This is a genomic window from Tessaracoccus sp. OS52 (assembly GCF_020687685.1).
Taxonomy (GTDB): domain Bacteria; phylum Actinomycetota; class Actinomycetes; order Propionibacteriales; family Propionibacteriaceae; genus Arachnia.
In genome coordinates this window covers 44,566-62,594 of the sequence record NZ_JAJEWM010000005.1, presented here as the reverse complement: position 1 = coordinate 62,594, position 18,029 = coordinate 44,566, and the positions used below count along the sequence as shown (strand labels likewise).

Below are 18,029 nucleotides of genomic sequence, written 5' to 3'. Positions count from 1 at the left end.
CTAAGAGCTGGGGGCGCCACACCCAAGAGCTGGGTGCGGGGTCAGACCTGCGTGCGGTGGAAGTTCAGGTGTGAGCGCGACGGCGTGGGTCCCCGCTGTCCCTGGTAGCGGGAGCCGTACTTCTCCGAGCCGTAAGGGTGCTCGGCCGGTGAGCTGAGCTGGAAGAAGCACAGCTGGCCGATCTTCATCCCCGGCCACAGGATCACCGGCAGCGTGGCGGTGTTCGACAGCTCCAGCGTCACGTGGCCGCTGAAGCCCGGGTCGATGAACCCTGCCGTCGAGTGGGTCAGGAGCCCCAGCCGCCCGAGCGAGGACTTCCCCTCCAGGCGCGCTGCGACGGATGGCCCGAGGGTCACCTGCTCGAAGGTGGAGGCCAGGGCGAACTCGCCGGGATGCAGCACGAACGGCTCACCCGTTGGGACCTCGATCATGCGGGTCAGGTCCGGCTGTTCCTGTGCGGGGTCGATGTGCGGGTAGCGGTGGTTCTCGAAAACCCGGAAGTACTTGTCCAACCGCACGTCCACGCTGGAGGGCTGCACCATTCCCGGTTCCCACGGATCCAGTCGGATGGAGCGCTCTTCGACGCCCTTGAGGATGTCCCTGTCGCTGAGAAGCATGGGCTGAGCCTAGTGGCTGGCTTCGACCCCCTGCCACCGTCGACTACTTTGGTCTGCGGAGAGGGGCGCAGAGCATGGCAGTAGCGGTTCGGAGCAACGTGCGCAGGTGGTTCCGGGAGGAGCCGACCAGGCACGACCAGTCACCGCCGTCGCAGGTGGACCACCTGCGGGCGGCCGCCGTCGTCGATCTCGCGCTCCGGGTCGCCGAGCTCGCCATCCAGGCCGGGGCCGTGACGTCGGAGGCCACGTCGTTCGCGCTCACGGTCACCGCCGCCTACGGGCTCAGTGCCGACGTCGACGTCACCTGGACCTCGGTCACCATCAGCTACCACAGGCGCGGCAGGGCCGAGCCGATCACCGGTTTCCGCGGCGTCCGAACGCGCCGGACCAACTACACCACCATCGCCCGGCTGATGCGGCTGCTCGACCGGATCGGCGAGCGGGAACTGGAACTCGACGAGGCCAGGGAACAGCTCGAGGCCCTCTACCGGGACGTGCGCCCCTACCGTGGCTGGGTGATCTGCCTGGGTCAGGCAGTGACCGGCGCCGGCGTCGCCGCCATCCTGGGCGGCCGCCCCCTGGAGATCCTGCTCGCTGCCATCGCCAACGCGCTGCTCTACCTGGTGCAGCTCCTGCTGGCCCGCACCCAGCTCTCGGTGTTCTTCATCCAGGCGTTCGGTGCCGCGGTCCCCACCGCGCTGGCCATCGCCATCATGCACCTGCGCTCACTGCAGCAGGGCTACTTCGTGTCGGTCTCGCCGTCGTTGATAGTGGCCTCCGGAATCGTGTCGCTGCTGGCCGGGGTCGGTGTCGTCGCCGCGGCCCGGGACGCGATGGACGGCAACCTCATCACGGCCACGGCCCGGAGCCTGGACGCTGTCCTGCAGACCAGCGGCATCGTCGTCGGCGTGCTGGTCACGCTCTGGGTGGGCATCAAGATCGGCGTCGAGGGCTACATCGCACCCACCGCCGGGTACGCGACCCCTTCGGCCTTGCAGATCCTGTGGGCGTGCATGATCGCCATCGGCGTCGGGTTCGGGTTCCAGCTCAGTCTGGAGGCCATCCCGTGGGCCTCGCTACTCGCCGCAGTCGGGTGGGTCACCTACCAGTTCAGCCTGCCCTGGATCGGGAACTGGGCGGGCGCTGCTGCCCTTGGCGCCCTTGTGGTGGGATTCCTCGCCCAGATCGTGACGGGCAAGGTGCGCGTGCCCCAGATAGCCCTCATCACCACGGGCGTGGTGGCGATGATGCCCGGCTCGGCCCTGTACCGGGGCCTGTACGAACTGATCCAGTCCTTCGACGGGCCCATCTCCGTCCAGGCGCAGGTGAGCCTCGGCCAGGCCGTCATGGTGGGACTTGCGCTCGCGGCGGGGTCGACGCTCGGCGCGCAGCTGTCGCGGCCCCTTGGCCTGCCCACGGCCCGGCTGTTCCGGGTGGCGACGCTGCGGGCGCTGCAGCGCTCCAACCGGCGCACGTCCAGCACCGAAGCGCAGGTGGGCTGATGCGCGGGGGTGGCGGCGGCGCCATGATGGGCGGCCTCGCGAGGGACAGGGAGATCACCGAACACAAGCTGGCCAAGGGCACCTTCCGCCGCGTGGTCGCCTACGGCGCCCCGTTCAAGGGCCTGGTGACGGTGTTCCTGCTGGCGCTGGTCATCGGCAGCGCGCTGTCGGTCGCCCCCGCCCTGCTGTTCCAGCGGATCATCGACGACGGCGTCCTCGGCCGGAACCTCGACCTGGTGGTCCAGCTGTCCCTGGCTGTGGCGGGGATGGCGGTCCTGAGCGCAGCGCTCGGCATCGTGGAACGGTGGTGCTCCTCGCGGATCGGCGAGGGTCTGATCCTGCTGATGCGCACCCAGCTGTTCGACCACGTCCAGCGGATGCCGCTGGCGTTCTTCAGCCGTTCCAACACCGGAAAGCTGGTCTCCCGCCTCCAGAACGACGTCAACGGTGCGCAGCAGGCCTTCACCTCGACGCTGTCGTCGGCGGTGAGCAACGTCTCCACGCTCGTGCTGGTTGTGATCTCCATGATGGTGCTGTCGTGGCAGCTGACGCTGGCCGCCCTCGTCCTGCTGCCCATCTTCATGATCCCCGCCCGCGCCGTGGGCACGCGGCTGGCTGGCATCACCAAGAACCGGATGCAGTACCAGGCCGAGATGACCTCGACGATGACCGAGCGGTTCTCCGTCTCCGGCGCGCTGCTCGTCAAGCTCTTCGGCGACCCCACCCGCGAACACGACCACTTCGAGGGCCAGGCACGCGCCGTCGCCGACGCCGGCGTGCAGATCGCGATGGTCTCGCGGGTGTTCATGACGGCCATGGGGCTGGTGGCGGCGCTCGCGACGGCGATGTTCTACGGGTTCGGCGGTGCCGCGGTGATCCGGGGGGAGCTCACCATCGGGACGCTGACGGCGCTGGTCACGCTGCTGGCCCGCCTCTACGGTCCGCTGATGCAGCTCACCAACCTGCGCGTCGACGTGATGACCGCGCTGGTCAGCTTCGAGAGGGTCTTCGAGGTGCTTGACCTTCAGCCCGCCATCGTCGACGCCCCGGACGCGGTCGACGTTCCGGCGGGCGCCACCATCGCCTTCCGGGACGTGTGGTTCACCTACCCCGACGCCGGGACCGTGTCCCTCGCGTCCCTGGAGCCGGGTGCGGTCACCAAGGAGTCGCCCAACGAGCCTGTGCTGCGGGGGGTCTCCTTCGAGGCGTCGCCGGGGCAGACGGTCGCGCTGGTCGGGCCGTCGGGGTCCGGGAAGACCACCGTCACCAACCTCATCGCGCGGTTGTACGACCCCGACTCGGGCACTGTCGAGGTGGGCGGCATCGACGTGCGCAAGCTCAGGCTCGAGAGCCTCTACGACACCGTCGGCTACGTCACGCAGGACGCCCACATGTTCCACGACACCATCGGGGCCAACCTCCGCTACGCCCGCCCGGACGCCACGGACGAGCAGTTGTGGGAAGCGCTGGAGCAGGCGCAGATCGCCACCTTGGTGCGCAGGCTGCCCGACGGGCTTGGGACCGTCGTCGGTGAGCGCGGCTACCGGCTCAGCGGCGGCGAGCGCCAGCGGTTCGCGATCGCCCGCCTGCTGCTGAAGGCACCGCCGGTCATCGTGCTGGACGAGGCGACGGCGCATCTCGACTCCGACTCCGAGCACCTCGTGCAGAAGGCGCTCGACGTCGCGCGCGAGGGTCGCACCGCCGTCGTGATCGCGCACCGCCTGTCCACGGTCCGCGACGCCGACGAGATCCTCGTCGTCAACGGCGGCCAGGTGGTCGAACGGGGCACGCACCACGACCTGCTCGCGGAACAGGGCCTGTACGCGACGCTGTACGCCCGCCAGTTCGCGGACTGAAGGATTTCTGGCCCGGCTCTCAGCCCAGGTGGTGCAGGGACAGCGCGGCGAGGAAGCCGAGCGTGGAGAGCAGCCCCGAGTACATCGCGTCCTCCTGGAACGCCTCGGGGATCATCGTGTCGGTGATCATGGCCAGGATCGCACCGGCTGCCAGCGCGTTCACGAACGCCAGCGTCCCCGGGGAGGCGCCGTCGAGGAGGGTGTATCCGGCAAGGGCGGCGACGCCCGAGATGAGGGCGATCCCGCCCCAGACGCCGAACACGTAGAGCTTGCTGCGGCCGGCCTGCTTCCAGCCGGCGGTGCTCGACAGGCCCTCTGGGAAGTTCGAGATGAACACGGCTGCCAGCATCGTGAAGCTCACGCCGCCGCCGGTGAGGAAGCCCAGACCCAGCACCATGGATTCGGGGATGCCGTCCAGCAGCGCCCCGATGGCGATGGCTCCGCCCGTGCCGCCCGCGGCCGCTGCCTGCTTCTCGCCGGAGCGCTTGCGATGCCTGGCGCCGTGCCGTGCGAGCAGGAGGTTCAGCGCGACGTACACGACGGCGCCGACGAGGAACCCCCACACGGTCGCGACGAGCCCACCTGTGTTGACGGCCTCGTCGACCAGTTCGAAGGCCAGCGCGGAGATCAGGACTCCGGCACCGAAGGCCATGATGGCGGCCACGATCTTGCTGGGGATACGTGCCCACCACGCCACCAGGCTGCCGAGCAGCAGGGCCGCGCCCGCGCCGAGTCCGGTGAGTCCGGACTGGAGCCACTCAGGCATGACGGCCACTCATGTCAGTAGCCGCCGTCTCCCTCGGCCGGTGCGCCGTCGAGCACGGCGCGGCTGCCGGAGAGGCCCAGCCTGGTGGCGCCGGCGGCCACCATCGCCTGCGCCGTCGCCCAGTCCCGGATGCCACCGGAGGCCTTGACCCCGAGGCGACCCTCGACCGTCTTGGCCATCAGTTCGACGGCGTGGACCGTGGCCCCGCCGGCCGGGTGGAACCCGGTGGAGGTCTTGACGTAATCGGCGCCCGCGGTCTCGGCTGCGTGGCAGGCCTCGACGATCTCGTCGTCGGTCAGCGCCGCGGACTCGATGATCACCTTCAGCACCCCGCTCGTGGCCGCCCGCACCGCCTCGATCTCCTGGACCACCAGCTCTGGCGTGCCGGCCTTCAGCAGGCCGATGTTGATCACCATGTCGATCTCGTCAGCGCCCAGCTTGGAGGACTCGGCCGCCTCCGCCGCCTTCGTGGCGGGGGTGTGGTTGCCGGAGGGGAAGCCGCAGACTGTCGCGAGCTTGACGCTGCCCAGGTCCTCGGTGATGGGCAGCATCGACGGCGAGACGCAGATGCTGTAGGTGCCGAGCTCGCGCGCCTCGGCGATCAACTCGGAGACCTGCGCGGCGGTGGCGTCGGTCTTCAGGAGGGTGTGGTCGATCATCCTGACCAGAGCGTCGCGGGGGATGTCCATTGGCTTCCTGACTGTTCGTGGTGAGGCACCAGCGTACAACCGCCCATCCGCTCATTTCGGCTGATCGATGGTCCGGCGTCGCGGTGACTTGGCCCGATGCCCAAATAGGTTGCCGGGGGACGCCGATGGGGGATCAGGCTCCTGAAGAGTGAACCCGAGATGAGAGGACAAGGATGTCCAAGCTGAATACCAGACCGCTGTTGCCGATGGCACTGGTGGCGGGCCTTGCACTGGGAGGGGTGGTGGCCCTCCCGGCCGGACCCGCGCAGGCCGAGGTCACCTACACCGCCCTGCCGCAGGGCCAAATGGAAGTGGTCGACGTCGACTCGGTGGAGACCACGGGCGAGGGCGCCAACGGCCCGGCCGAGTTGGTGCTCGACGGCGACGCCGCCACCTACTGGCACACCCAGTGGGCCGGTGGGGTGGACCCACTGCCGCACCACATCACGGTGCGGATCGCTCCCGAGCCCGTGCAGCTCGGCCAGGTCCGCCTGACGCCCCGGCAGTCCTCCAACGGCTCCGGCCGCGTGAACGAGTACGAACTGTGGACCGCCGCCGGCGACTGCGCCAGCGCCGACTACACGCTCGCCGCCACCGGCTCATTCCCGGGTGACGTCGCCTCCTACGCCCAGGAGCGGACCATCACACTCGACGCGCCGGTGGCCGCCAACTGCGCCAAGCTCGTCTACCTCAGCTCATGGGGAGGCCGCAGCGCCGACTCCCCGATCTCGCCACCGGAGACCGTCGCGTCGCTGGCCGAGTTCAACGCCGACGTCGCATCCGACGACGGCTCCTCCGAGCCGCCGGCCTCCGGTCCGCTGCTGCCCGAGGTCCCTGAGGGCGTCGTCGAGATCGCCGACGGCGACTTCCGCGTCCGGCTCCATCCCGAGTTCCCGCAGGTCGTCGACTACCGGCTGGGGGAGGACCAGCTCGTCGGCAGGCTTGGCGGCCCGCTGACCTCAGTCCTGGTCAACGAGGTGCAGCAGGCTGTAACGGTGGCAGCGCCCGTCGTCGACGGCGCCACCGCGACCTACGCGATCACCCTGCCGGGCCTGCCCGGCGTCTCCTTCGACGTCGTGGCCACCGTCGCCGACGACACCCTGCGCCTTGAGTTCGCCAACCTCGTGGACCCGGGAAGCGACGTTAACCGCATCCGGATCCCGCGCCACGACCTGGTGACCGTCTGGTCCGGTGACCCGGCCTCCCAGCTCACCGCCGGCCTGATGACCGTGAACCGTGGCACCGACGGCGACCGCTTCGAGAACATCGCGGCCACCCCGGCCGGCGAGGTCCAGGGCTCCTGGCTGGTGCTGGCCAACAACTCCCAGCTGGCTGCGGCGTTCGACACCAACGCCGTCGAGGACAACACCGGTGCGGCCTCGACCAAGGGTCGCGTCGGCACCGACAACAACCGCTGGCAGCGCCAGGTCTTTGCCAGCGACAACGCCAGGTACGGCTCGGTCTGGTCCGGGACGTGGACCTGGCTGAGTGAGGCCGTGGAGGCCCACGACGGCGCGATCGGCCGCGAGGACAACCCGTTCGTGGAGGTCCGGGTCACCGCGGACGCCAACGCCGACGAGCTGGTGGACTGGCAGGACGCCGGGATCGCCGCCCGCGCCATCACCGAGTTCCCGAACGGCTCCGACGAGGTCGCCGACGAGGTCATCTCGCGAATCCCGTTCAACATCGTCTCGCAGGCCACGCACCCGTTCCTGCGCACCCTGGACGACACCAAGCGCATCTCGCTGGCCACCGACAACCTCGGCCAGAAGGCGCTGCTCAAGGGCTACCAGGCCGAGGGCCACGACTCCGCGCACCCCGACTACGCCGGGCACTACAACGAGCGGGCCGGCGGGCTGGAGGACCTGAACACACTGGCTGAGGCGAGCGTGGACTTCAACACCAGCTACGGCGTCCACGTCAACGCCACCGAGTCCTACTCCGAGGCGCACGAGTTCAGCGAGGAACTGCTGCAGATGCCGCCCCGCAAGGCCTGGGGCTGGATGAACCAGTCCTACTACATCGACGGCCCCAAGGACCTGGCCACTGGCAGGGTGCTGGAGCGGTTCCAGGAGTTCTGGGACGAGCGCCCCGAGAACCTCAACTGGCTCTACCTGGACGTCTACTACCCCAACGGCTGGGAGGCGCAGCGCCTGGGCAGAGGGCTGGCCGAGCAGGGCTGGGTGATCGGATCCGAGTGGTCCGACAAGCTGGCCGACCAGAGCGTGTGGTCCCACTGGTCGCAGGACGAGAACTACGGCGGCGCCTCCAACAAGGGCATCAACTCCGACGTGATCCGCTTCGTCCACAACTCCAAGCGCGACACCTGGAACCCCCATCCCATCCTGTCCAACTCCAACATCGTCGACTTCGAGGGCTGGACCGGCCACGTCGACTACGACGAGTTCATCGCCAACGTGTGGGAGCGCAACCTGCCGGTGAAGTTCCTGCAGCGCTCCGACATCGTGAAGTGGACCGACAACGAGATCACCTTCGCCAACGGGACCGTCGCGGCCTCCGACGTCGAGAGCGTCTCCGGCTCGCAGATCCCCACCGACCGCACCATCGACTTCGACGGCGCGACCGTCTACGCCGACGGCGCCTACCTGCTGCCGTGGACCGACGGCGGCGAGCCGCGGCTCTACCACTACAACATCGGCGGCGGGTCGACCACCTGGGAGCTCACCGACGCGTGGGCCTCGCAGACGTCGCTGACGCTGTTCGAGCTCACCGACACGGGCCGGGTGGAGGTCGGGACCGTCACACCCACCGACGGTGCCATCACCCTGGACGCCACAGACGGCGTCGCCTACGTGCTCTACCCGACGTCCGAAGCCCCCGACCCGGTGGTACCGGACTGGGGACAGGCCAGCGGCATCGCCGATCCGGGGTTCTTCTCCGGCACCCTCGACGCCTACGACACCGACGGTGAGGTCACCGTCGTCCGGACCGACCGCGGCAACTTCCAGGCCGAGTTCGGCCCGGAGGCGGCGTCCTTGGGGCAGCAGCTGGACCTGCCCGCAGGCACCTACAGCGCCTGGGCCTGGATCGAGATCGAGGAGGGCAAGCAGCGGCCCGTCACCGTCGGCGTCAACGGCAGAAGCGTCACCGCCGCCGGCTACGCCGAGGGCAAGGGCAAGGGCAACCGCGTCGCCAACCGGATCACGGCCTCCACTGTGCCCAACGCCACCGCCTCCGACGAGAAGCGCGACACGGGCTTCCAGCGGCTGCGCGTGACCTTCACCACCACCGGCGGCCCCGTCGTGCTCAACGTCTCCGCGGAGGCGGGTGAGGCGAAGGTCTCCGTCGACGACCTGCGCGTGGTCGCGTACGTGCCGGCCACCGACGACGAACCGACGGCGGGGACGATCTTCTTCGAGGACTTCGAGAACATCGACACCGGCTACTTCCCGTTCGTGACCGGGGCCGGCAACCGGGGCGGCGACGCCCGCACCCAGCTGGCCGAGGTCCACGAGCCCTACTCACAGCGGGGCTGGTGGGGAGTGGCGCTGAACGGCTCCGTGGTCGAGGGCGGCAAGCTCAACGACAACGTGCTCGACGGCCGCTGGTCCCTGATGGCCAACAACGAGAACACCGGCGAGATCCTCAAGACCGCGCCCGGTGTGATCCCGTTCAAGGCGGGACGCCAGTACCGGGTCTCGTTCGACCACCAGACCACCTACGCCGACCAGCACCGGGTCCGCCTGGGCCACGACGTCGTCACCGAGGGCGGCAACGTCACGGTCGACGCCGTCACCGACGTGCTCGGCGAGCAGCGCGAGACCGCCACGTACTCGGCGGAGTTCTCGGCGTCGTCGTGCGGTGTCCCGTTCATCGCGATCGACAAGCTGACCGGGCCCAACACCCAGCACAACCTGACCATCGACAACCTTCGGGTGGAGGACCTCGGGGCCGCGGAGTCGGGTGCCTGCCTTGCGGGCGGCATCGAGGCGCCGCGGTCGGTGGAGGCCGGTGGCGACATCACCGTCACCACCACCGTGAGCTCCTACAACGAGCAGACCACCGGGGTGACCCACGCCCTGCAGCTCCCCGAGGGCTGGACCGCGGAGGTCACCACCGCCGGAGCGGCGACGCTCGCTTTCGGCGAGACCTCCACCCAGGTCTGGACGGTGGCGGTGCCCGCTGACGCCGGCGACGGGGCCATCGTGTTCACCGGTTCCGGGACGGTCGACGGCAGGCTCGCGGAGGTCACCTCGACGGCGCAGGTGCGGGTCATCCCGCCCCTCCCCGCCGGCGAGGCCTACCTCTCCGACATGCAGCACCGCATCGTCGGCACCCCCACCAACGGCTGGGGACCCATCGAATGGGACCTCGCCAACGGTGAACAGGGTTCCGGCGACGGCGGCCCGCTGCGGCTCGACGGGGTCACGTACCCCAAGGGAATCGGTGCGCACGCCTACTCGCGGGTCGATTTCGGCCTGGGCGGGGAGTGCACGCAGTTCCAGGCGGTCGTCGGCGTCGATGACGCCCAGACCAGGGGCTCCATCCAGTTCGCGGTGTACGGGGACGGGAACCTGATACACCAGACGGGCGTGCTGCGGGGCAGTGACCCGTCGGTGGAACTGGATCTCGACATCTCCGGCGTCCAGACCCTTTCCCTGCGGGTCACCGACGGTGGCGACGGCGTCGGCAACGATCACGGTGACTGGGCCCTGGCGCGAGTCACCTGCGGTGCCTAGGTTCCAGCCCGGGATCTGAAAACGCGAACTCGGCGTGTCGTGGACGGAGACCGTCCATGACACGCCGGGTTTGCGTTCTGGAATCCCACGGTGTGGGTGGTCTCGACACGCCGACTCGTTCCTCGTCGGCTACTCGACCAGCGGTGGGGGGCCGGTTGGGGGTTCTCGTCGGCTACTCGGCCAACGGTTCCGTGTGCTGGGCCAGCGGGAGCCACACCGTGAAGCAGGTGCGCCCTGGCCGCGATTCCACCGTCGTGTGGCCCCCGAAGCGCTCGACGACTGCGCGCACGATGGCGAGTCCCAGGCCGGTCGAGCTCTCCGAGGTGTGGGAACGCGCCGCGTCCGCCCTCGAGAACCGCTCGAAGACGTGGGGGAGTACCTCCGGTGAGATCCCCGGTCCGTCGTCGGCGACGGTGAGCCTCGCCCTCCCGTCGACCGCGGCGACGGTGGTGGTCACCGTCGTCCCGGCTGGGGTGTGGGTGCGGGCGTTGGCAAGGAGGTTCGTCACCACCTGGTGGAGCTGGTCGGAGTCGGCGAGGACGAGCAGGCCGTCGGGTGGCAGGTCGAGGCGCCAGTTGTGGTCGGGGCTGGCCGCGCGGCTGTCATGGACGGCGTTCAGGACGGTCTCGACCAGGTCAACCGGCCGGGGTTCGGTGGGCGTGTCGGCGTCCAGCCGGGCGAGCAGCAGCAGGTCGTTGACGAGTTTGGTCATGCGGTGGGACTCCGACCCGATCCGGCCCAGCGCGAAGGCCACGTCCTCGGTGGCGGATTCACCGCCCTGTCTGGTGGCGCGCTCGGCCAGTTCCGAGTAGCCGCGAATGCTCGCCAGTGGGTTGCGCAGTTCGTGGGAGGCGTCGGCGACGAAGCGGCGCAGCTTGGTCTCCGACGCGTGCCGAGCCGCCAGCGCACCCTCGACATTGGCGAGCATGTGGTTGAACGCCGTCGTGAGCTGGGCAACCTCGTGCGTCGGCGGCAGGTCGGTGGGGGGCTGCACCCGGGTCTTGACCTCGACCTCACCGCTGTCCAGCGCCAACTGCGACACCTCCACCGACGCGCGTCCCAGCGCCCGCAGCGGACGGGTGGCGGCGTCGGCGGTGGCCATCGTCGCGAACGCGGCCGCGACCACAGAGACCAGACCCAGCCCAGCCGCGAACAGCGCCAGCACCCCGAGGGTCTGCTGGACCTGGATCAGGGGGAGGGCCACGATGACGTGGAGCCGGTAGGCCCTCGCCTCCACGCGGTAGCTGCCCATGCCGGGGACCTGGACGGTGTGCTTGCGGCTGTCCGGGGGCACCTCGAGCAGTGCCTCGGCCGCGTCCACCGTGAGCGGTTCGACGGCAGCCGCGCCGATCGTGTTGCCCCGGATCTCGCCGTTGGGCATCACTGCGACGACGATTGTGCCCTGGCTCATCCCTGGCACGTCGATGCCGGGTGCCCTGGTGCCCTGCCCGCCGGCGGCCCCCTGCTGGCGGTCCCAGGCGGCGTCGAGCTGGTTGTCCAGTTGCCCGTAGAGGATGGTGCTGGCGGCGGCCAGCACTCCGGCCGCCAGGAAGATGGCGAGCACCGCCACCAGCAGCGTGACGCGGTTGCGCAGCTGGCTGGAGAGGGTGCCCCGGGTAATCACTGGGTGGCCGGCTTCAGTACGTAGCCGGCGCCGCGCATCGTGTGGATCATGGGCGGGCGGCCGGCGTCGATCTTCTTGCGCAGGTAGGAGATGTAGAGCTCCACGACGTTGGCCTGGCCGCCGAAGTCGTAGTCCCACACCCGGTCGAGGATCTGGGCCTTGCTGAGCACGCGCCGGGGGTTGCGCATGAGGTAGCGCAGCAACTCGAACTCCGTGGCGGTCAGGCTGACGGGCTCCCCGGCGCGGGTGACGTCGTGGGAGTCCTCGTCGAGCACGAGGTCGCCGACGACCAGCTGGGTGCTGGCGGCGACGGTGGTGGCGCCGGACCTGCGCAGCAGACCACGGAGCCGTGCGATGACCTCCTCGAGGCTGAACGGTTTGGTGACGTAGTCGTCGCCGCCGGCCGTGAGCCCCTGGATGCGGTCGGCGACGGCGTCCCTGGCGGTCAGGAAGATCACCGGCACGTCCGGGCGCTCGGTGCGGATCCGGCGCATCACCTCGAGGCCGTCGAAGTCCGGCAGCATCATGTCCAGGACGATGGCGTCAGGCTGCGTCTCGCGCGCCACCCGCACCGCGTCGGTACCGGTCTGGGCGGTGTGGACCTCCCAGCCCTCGTAGCGCATGGCCATGGAGAGCAGTTCGATGAGGCTGGGTTCGTCGTCCACCGTCAGCACGCGGATGGGAGTGCCATCGGGGTGGCGCAGGGTCTCGGATTCAGCGGGGGCCATGCCCCAACTCTGCACCCGATCACCATGGGTTCGCCAAGACTTTCCTGTGAACCGGCTGTGAGTCTGCTGCGAACCGGGGCCGGGTCGGCCGACGTCGCGGTCAGTACTCGCGGGTCTGGATCCGGGTGGGGTCCGCGTCCTCGACGATCAGTTCCTCCTGGCGATCGTCCTTCGGCTGTGTGAACAGGCTGTCGAGCCCCGCCCGGCCCGAGCCGTGGGTGAGGAAGATCAGTCCCATCACGGCCTGCACGGCGTTGTACTCCCAGCCGTGCTCGTGGACGTAGAACCCCTCGTCAGCGCGCAGGAGCACGATGATGCCCACGTTCAGCGCGATCATCCCGAAGCCGATCAGCGGAGTCGCCAGGCCGAACACCAGCAGGATCCCCCCGATGATCTCGAAGCCGATCACCAGCCAGATCAGCGTCGTCGCCGAGGGGATGCCTGCGCTCTCCATGAGGCTGACCTCCTCCGCGATCCCCGCGACCTGCCAGCGGTGCCACCCGCGGGCCAGCAGGACCACGCCGACGACTATGCGGGCCAACATCAGCCCGATGTCGCGCAGGACTCGGAGGAATGCGTGCATGCGGGCTGCTCCTATTCGGCGGCGGTCGAGTTCCCCTCATGGTAGGGGACCTCGTCGTCATCGGTCTCGGCCTCGTCGCTGCCTCGGATCAGCCTGCCGGAGCTGTGGGAGCCGAGTCGCTCCAGCGCCAGCCTGCCGACCAGTTGCTGGTTGGTGACCACCCGCTGCGACCGGCCGTTGGTGACGAAGCTGAGGGTCCAGCTGAGCAGGGTGGTGACCCGCTGCTTGAAGCCCGCGATGTAGAGCAGGTGCAGGAACAGCCACGCCACCCACGCGATGAACCCCGTCAGTCGGATCCGGCCCATCTTCACCACGGCCGAGTACTTGGAGATGGTGGCCATGGATCCCTTGTCCACGTACTTGAAGTCGCCGGGGGGCGGTGTCCCCTCAACGCGCGCGCGGATGGCCTTCGCGGCGTGCTTGGCGGACTGGATGGCGCCCTGCGCCACCCCGGGGACTCCCGGGAACGACATCAGGTCCCCGATGACGTAGACCTCGGGGTGGCCCGGCAGACTCAGGTCCGGCTGGACGACGACCCGGCCGGCCCGGTCAAGTTCGGCGCCGCTCTGCTCGGCCAGGGCCCTGCCCAGCTCGTCGCCCCGCACACCCGCTGCCCACACCTTGCAGAAGCACTCGATGCGCTCGGTGCTGCCGTCGGCCCGCTTGATGCTGATGCCGCGCTCGTCGACGTCGGTCACGATGGAGTTGAGTTGCACCTCGACTCCGAGGCCTTCGAGCTTGCGCCGGGTGGCCTCGCCCAGCTCGGGGCCGAAGGGGGGCAGCACCTGGTCCGCGCCGTCGACGAGGATGACCCGGGCGGTGGCCGGATCTATGGAGCGGAAGTCGCGCTTCAGCGTCGCGGCTGCCAACTCGCGGATCTGACCGGCCATCTCGACTCCGGTGGGTCCGGCGCCCACCACCACGAAGGTCATGAGCCGACGGCGCTCCTCCGGGTCGGTGGTGAACTCGGCCACCTCGAATGCCTTGAAGATCCGGGCCCGGAGCTCCAGGGCGTCGTCGATGGTCTTCATGCCGGGGGCGAAGGTGGCGAAGTGGTCGTTGCCGAAGTAGGACTGGCCGGCGCCGGTGGCGACGATCAGCGAGTCGTAGGCGGTCTCCTGGTACTGGTCATGGAAGCGCCACTTGACCACCTTCTGCGCCAGGTCCACGTCCTCGACGAGCCCTAGCAGGACCTGCGCGTTCTTCTGGCGGCGCAGGATCTCGCGGGTGGCCGGTGCGATCTCGCCCTCCGACAGCACCCCCGTCGCCACTTGGTAGAGGAGCGGCTGGAAGAGGTGGTGGGTGGTGCGCGCGATGAGCTTGATGTCGACGTCGGCGTGCTTGAGTGCCTTGGTGCTGAAGAGGCCGCCGAATCCGGAGCCGATCACAACGACTTGGTGCCGCTTCCTGCTCATGGCCATTCCTCTCGTTCGCTCAGTGGGAGAAGTGGCGATTTCCCCTGCTCTAGGGTAACCGCCGCCCAGTATGCTGTCGGAGCCATCCGAGGGAGGTCCGCACGCCTTGTCACCTGCCGACGCCGCCGCGCTCCGACTCCGGACGAACCCGGCCAGCAGCCCCGCCGGCTGGTTGTGGACGGCCCTGGGCGTGGTGGGGATCGTCACGGTCTCGCTCGCCACCGCCCTCGACATGGACGGCTTCCTGGAGACCGGTGCCAGCTGGTGGCGCCCGCTGGTGACGCTCCCCGGGCACGCCCTGCTGCTCCTGGCGTGGTGGCAACTGGGTCCCGGCTGGCGACGGCCGCTGGTCACGCTCACCATCTGGAGCGCTGCCCTGCTGGCGGCGCCACCCCTGCACAGCCGCGATGCCTGGTCCTACGCCGCGCAGGGCTGGCTCATGAACAACGGCCTGGACCCCTACCTGGTGCCCTCCGGTGACGCGGGCGACGCCGGGTTGCTGGTGGGGATCCACTGGTTCGAGACCACCTCGGTCTACCCCCCGCTCTCCCTGGAGATCTTCCGCGCGGTGTCGTGGCTGTTCGGCGGTGACCTGTGGCTCTCGTCGGTGGGGATGCGACTGCCGAACCTCGTGGCCATGGCGGTGCTGGCCTGGTGCCTGCCACGGCTGGCGCGCCGGGTGGGGGTGGCGTCGTCGACGGTGCTGTGGGCAGGGCTGCTGAACCCGTTGGTGGTCATCCAGTGGGTCGGCGGCATCCACAACGACGCCGTGATGGTGGCACTGGTGGCCGTGGCGTTCCTCGTCGCCCACGCCCCAGGCTGGCGGGGGTACCGCGGGATGCTCGCCGGCGGAGCGGTCCTCGGTGTCGCGATGCTGGTCAAGCAGTCAGCTGCCGTTGCCGGGGTGGCGGTCGTGGCCCTGGCCTGGGCCGCGGCCGCGGCCGGGCTGGAGCCACGCCGTCGCAACTGGTGGGCGTTGGCGCGGCGGGCGGTGGCCGCGGGCCTGGTGGCGGTCGCGGTCTTCGTGCTGGTCTCGCTCGCGACGGGACTCGGCTTCGGGTGGCGCAATCCCACGGCCGGCAGCCCGCTGGAGGCCACCAGCAACTCACCCATCTCCTGGGTGGCGTCGTTCACCCGGTTCCACGAGCTGCTGTCCGACGAGACGGTCATCACCGTCTTCACCACCATCTCCAGCGCCCTCATCCTGGTGGCGACGGTGTGGCTGCTGCGGCGCTACGGTCCGCATCCCCCCGACGACGCGGGCCGGCCCTGGGTGGTCGCCATCGGCGCCCTCCTGGCGTTCGCCCTGCTCGGCCCGGCCACGCAACCCTGGTACCTGACCTGGGCGGTCCCGTTCGTGGTGCTCGCCCACCCGCGGCTGCGCTCCCAGCACCTGTGGCTGGTGGTGGTGTGCGCCGCGTCGGTGATTCCCGCGCTGCAGGACTTCATGGCGCCTTACTACTCGATGTTCCTGCTCGCGGTGCCCTCCTGGTGGCTGTGGCGACGGCTGCGCCGGGCCGCCACGCCGGTTTTCCCAACCCCAGACCAGGGTCTGACGAGCCGTGGGCCGCGGGCCGATGGTCGCCGCGACGGCCTCGTCTAGGTTGGGCCGATGACAGTCGACCTGCGTTGGAGTCGCACCCCCAGCAACTGGGCGGTGCAGACAGCCGACCTGACCAAGAGCTTCGGGCGCACCGTCGCCGTCGCCGGTCTCGACCTGCACGTGCCCGAGGGCGCTGTCCACGGGCTGCTCGGACCCAACGGCTCGGGCAAGACCACGACGCTGCGGATGCTGCTGGGCCTGGTGCGAGCGGACCACGGGCGGATGGAGCTCCTCGGCAAGGAGGTGCCCAAGCACCTGCCTGAGGTGATCAACAAGGTCGGCGCCATCGTCGAGTCGCCGAAGTTCTACCCCTCGATGACGCTGCGCCGAAACCTCGAGGTGCTGGCGATGTCATTGGGCGTGTGCCGCCGACGCGTGACGGAGGTGCTGCTGGAGGTGGGTCTCGGTGGCCGGGGGGACACCCGGTTCCAGCAGTGCTCCCTGGGCATGAAGCAGCGGCTCGCCATCGCGGCCACCCTCCTGAAGGAGCCGCAGCTGCTCATCTTCGACGAGCCCACCAACGGCCTGGACCCGGCCGGCATCCACGAGATCCGCACCACCATCAGGGCGCTCGCCGACGCCGGTCGCACCGTCCTGGTCTCCAGCCACGACCTCAGCGAGATCGAGCAGGTGGCGGACTCCGTGAGCGTGATTGGCCGCGGGCGCGTGATCGCCGAGGGTGAACTGGCGGAGTTCCTGTCCGGCGACGGTGCCTGCGTGGAGGTCGAGGTGGACAACCTGCCGCTCGCGGCGGAGGCGCTGCGGCGCGCCGGCTTCCAGTCCGCCGCCGTCGGCGCGCGGCTGCAGGTCAGTTGCCGGGCGGGTGAACGGGCCGACCCGCGTAAGGTCGCCAAGGTGCTGGCCGATGTGGACCTGTGGCCCTCCCACCTGGTGCTGGCGCGGACGACGCTGGAGCAGGCCTATCTGGACCTGACCGCCGACGAGCACCTCACGGCCACCCAGGGAAGGTCCGGGACGCCGCGTCCACGCAGGTTCGGCCGCACGGGGGCAGTGTCATGACCAACCTCATCAAAGCCGAGTTCCTGCGCCTGGTCAGCCGCCGCATGGTGTGGGCCATGTTCGCCGCGGCGGTCGTGCTCGGTGCGCTCATCGCCATCGGCACCAGCGGTTCGGTGCGCCCCCTCCATGAGGGGGACTACAGGCAGGCCCGCGCGGACCTCGCGCAGTATGAAGCCGACAAGCTGCAGGCGTGCGAGTACGAGCCCGGAGGTTGCGGCGACTGGAGCGACCTGAAACTCGAGGACTTCCTGCGCCAGCCCCAGAACTACGAGGCCTACCTCAGTGAGATCCTGACTGGGGGCGGCGTCGTGCTGGGGTTGGCCGCGGTGATGGCCGCCGCCCTGATCGGGGGAGAGCTCCGCTCCGGAGCCATCTCCACCCAGCTCACCTTCACCCCGAGGAGGCTGCACGTCATGGCGGCCAAGCTGACCGCCGCCACCGTCGGCGCCGCAGCCCTCACCCTGGCGCACATCACGGCGGGGACGGTGTTCGGTACCATCTCGTTCCTCCTGGTTCGCGGTGCGGCCGACGTCACGGCCTCGGCCGGGTTGCCCCTGTCGATGCTCCGGCTGCTGCTCGCCACCGTGTTCGTGTCGCTGCTCGCCGCGTCCCTCACGTTCGCCGTCGGCTCGACGATGGTTGCCGTCGGTATCGGGATCCTGGCGGTGTTCATCTCAGAGGTGATCATCTCGGGGTTCATGCCTGACGTCCCCTCCTGGCTCCGGTTCCTGCCCGGACCGAACCTGGCTGCGGTTGTCAACGGCAGTTACGAGTTCGTGAGCTGGGAGGCGACCCCGGGACAGATGGTGCAGGTGATCGGATTCTGGGACGCGGCGTCCTACGGCGCGGTGCTGACCACCCTGGTTACGGTGGCGGCGGGGATCGTGTTCACGCGCCGGGACCTGGTGCGCTGATCGGCGCGCGGC

Annotated in this window: 13 protein-coding genes; 6 read left to right on the top strand and 7 right to left on the bottom strand. The window is 69.7% G+C overall.

Going from position 1 to position 18,029, the window contains the following annotated elements; genetic code table 11:
- Positions 1 to 41: 41 nt before the first annotated feature.
- Positions 42 to 617 (bottom strand): dCTP deaminase, encoded by a 576-nt coding sequence (gene dcd / locus LKO27_RS13830; protein WP_227738102.1) that lies wholly within the window; start codon positions 615 to 617, stop codon positions 42 to 44.
- A 74-nt stretch (positions 618 to 691) separates the two neighbouring features.
- Between dcd and LKO27_RS13825 the strand changes: the two genes are divergently transcribed.
- A complete protein-coding gene (locus LKO27_RS13825; protein ID WP_227738101.1) occupies positions 692 to 2,119 on the top strand; it encodes a threonine/serine exporter ThrE family protein in 1,428 nt (475 codons plus the stop codon).
- Positions 2,119 to 3,975 carry an ABC transporter ATP-binding protein gene (locus tag LKO27_RS13820; protein ID WP_227738100.1) on the top strand — a complete coding sequence of 619 codons (1,857 nt, stop codon included), beginning with the start codon at positions 2,119 to 2,121 and terminating at the stop codon, positions 3,973 to 3,975. The genes LKO27_RS13825 and LKO27_RS13820 overlap by 1 nt, the downstream gene beginning before the upstream one ends.
- Positions 3,976 to 3,994: 19 nt before the next feature.
- On the opposite strand, the gene LKO27_RS13815 is transcribed toward LKO27_RS13820, so the two are convergent.
- Positions 3,995 to 4,741, bottom strand: coding sequence for a ZIP family metal transporter (locus LKO27_RS13815; protein WP_227738099.1), 747 nt, complete (start codon positions 4,739 to 4,741; stop codon positions 3,995 to 3,997).
- A gap of 14 nt (positions 4,742 to 4,755) precedes the next feature.
- The gene (deoC, locus tag LKO27_RS13810; protein WP_227738098.1) at positions 4,756 to 5,430 is read right to left on the bottom strand and encodes a deoxyribose-phosphate aldolase; all 675 of its coding nucleotides are present in this window, start codon (positions 5,428 to 5,430) and stop codon (positions 4,756 to 4,758) included.
- A gap of 173 nt (positions 5,431 to 5,603) precedes the next feature.
- On the opposite strand from deoC, the gene LKO27_RS13805 reads away from it, so the two are divergent.
- Positions 5,604 to 10,130, top strand: a complete 4,527-nt coding sequence (locus tag LKO27_RS13805) for an endo-alpha-N-acetylgalactosaminidase family protein (protein WP_227738097.1) — start codon at positions 5,604 to 5,606, stop codon at positions 10,128 to 10,130.
- Between the two features lie 172 nt (positions 10,131 to 10,302).
- On the opposite strand, the gene LKO27_RS15660 is transcribed toward LKO27_RS13805, so the two are convergent.
- From LKO27_RS15660 to LKO27_RS13785, 4 genes are all read right to left on the bottom strand, one after another.
- The gene (locus LKO27_RS15660) at positions 10,303 to 11,754 is read right to left on the bottom strand and encodes a HAMP domain-containing sensor histidine kinase (protein WP_227738096.1); all 1,452 of its coding nucleotides are present in this window, start codon (positions 11,752 to 11,754) and stop codon (positions 10,303 to 10,305) included.
- Positions 11,751 to 12,482: a response regulator transcription factor gene (locus tag LKO27_RS13795; protein ID WP_304650907.1), complete on the bottom strand. Its 732-nt coding sequence runs from the start codon at positions 12,480 to 12,482 to the stop codon at positions 11,751 to 11,753. The genes LKO27_RS15660 and LKO27_RS13795 overlap by 4 nt, the downstream gene beginning before the upstream one ends.
- 100 nt (positions 12,483 to 12,582) lie before the next feature.
- The gene (locus LKO27_RS13790) at positions 12,583 to 13,065 is read right to left on the bottom strand and encodes a DoxX family protein (RefSeq protein WP_227738095.1); all 483 of its coding nucleotides are present in this window, start codon (positions 13,063 to 13,065) and stop codon (positions 12,583 to 12,585) included.
- Between the two features lie 11 nt (positions 13,066 to 13,076).
- A complete protein-coding gene (locus LKO27_RS13785) occupies positions 13,077 to 14,480 on the bottom strand; it encodes an NAD(P)/FAD-dependent oxidoreductase (protein ID WP_227738094.1) in 1,404 nt (467 codons plus the stop codon).
- 106 nt (positions 14,481 to 14,586) lie between these two features.
- Between LKO27_RS13785 and mptB the strand changes: the two genes are divergently transcribed.
- From mptB to LKO27_RS13770, 3 genes are read left to right on the top strand one after another with little or no spacing between them, the layout of a single operon-like run.
- Positions 14,587 to 16,083, top strand: a complete 1,497-nt coding sequence (gene mptB, locus LKO27_RS13780; protein WP_227738093.1) for a polyprenol phosphomannose-dependent alpha 1,6 mannosyltransferase MptB — start codon at positions 14,587 to 14,589, stop codon at positions 16,081 to 16,083.
- Between the two features lie 9 nt (positions 16,084 to 16,092).
- Positions 16,093 to 17,103, top strand: coding sequence for an ATP-binding cassette domain-containing protein (locus LKO27_RS13775; RefSeq protein ID WP_227738092.1), 1,011 nt, complete (start codon positions 16,093 to 16,095; stop codon positions 17,101 to 17,103).
- Complete coding sequence (locus LKO27_RS13770; RefSeq protein ID WP_227738091.1) at positions 17,100 to 18,017, top strand: ABC transporter permease subunit; 918 nt, start codon at positions 17,100 to 17,102, stop codon at positions 18,015 to 18,017. The genes LKO27_RS13775 and LKO27_RS13770 overlap by 4 nt, the downstream gene beginning before the upstream one ends.
- The last annotated feature ends 12 nt before the right edge of the window (positions 18,018 to 18,029 follow it).

What these genes read in the sequence shown, in the direction of transcription:
- dcd (WP_227738102.1), bottom strand. Translation starts at nt 617, where the DNA reads ATGCTTCTCAGCGACAGGGACATCCTCAAGGGCGTCGAAGAGCGCTCC.
- LKO27_RS13825 (WP_227738101.1), top strand. Translation starts at nt 692, where the DNA reads ATGGCAGTAGCGGTTCGGAGCAACGTGCGCAGGTGGTTCCGGGAGGAG.
- LKO27_RS13820 (WP_227738100.1), top strand. Translation starts at nt 2,119, where the DNA reads ATGCGCGGGGGTGGCGGCGGCGCCATGATGGGCGGCCTCGCGAGGGAC.
- LKO27_RS13815 (WP_227738099.1), bottom strand. Translation starts at nt 4,741, where the DNA reads ATGCCTGAGTGGCTCCAGTCCGGACTCACCGGACTCGGCGCGGGCGCG.
- deoC (WP_227738098.1), bottom strand. Translation starts at nt 5,430, where the DNA reads ATGGACATCCCCCGCGACGCTCTGGTCAGGATGATCGACCACACCCTC.
- LKO27_RS13805 (WP_227738097.1), top strand. Translation starts at nt 5,604, where the DNA reads ATGTCCAAGCTGAATACCAGACCGCTGTTGCCGATGGCACTGGTGGCG.
- LKO27_RS13795 (WP_304650907.1), bottom strand. Translation starts at nt 12,482, where the DNA reads ATGGCCCCCGCTGAATCCGAGACCCTGCGCCACCCCGATGGCACTCCC.
- LKO27_RS13790 (WP_227738095.1), bottom strand. Translation starts at nt 13,065, where the DNA reads ATGCACGCATTCCTCCGAGTCCTGCGCGACATCGGGCTGATGTTGGCC.
- LKO27_RS13785 (WP_227738094.1), bottom strand. Translation starts at nt 14,480, where the DNA reads ATGAGCAGGAAGCGGCACCAAGTCGTTGTGATCGGCTCCGGATTCGGC.
- LKO27_RS13775 (WP_227738092.1), top strand. Translation starts at nt 16,093, where the DNA reads ATGACAGTCGACCTGCGTTGGAGTCGCACCCCCAGCAACTGGGCGGTG.
- LKO27_RS13770 (WP_227738091.1), top strand. Translation starts at nt 17,100, where the DNA reads ATGACCAACCTCATCAAAGCCGAGTTCCTGCGCCTGGTCAGCCGCCGC.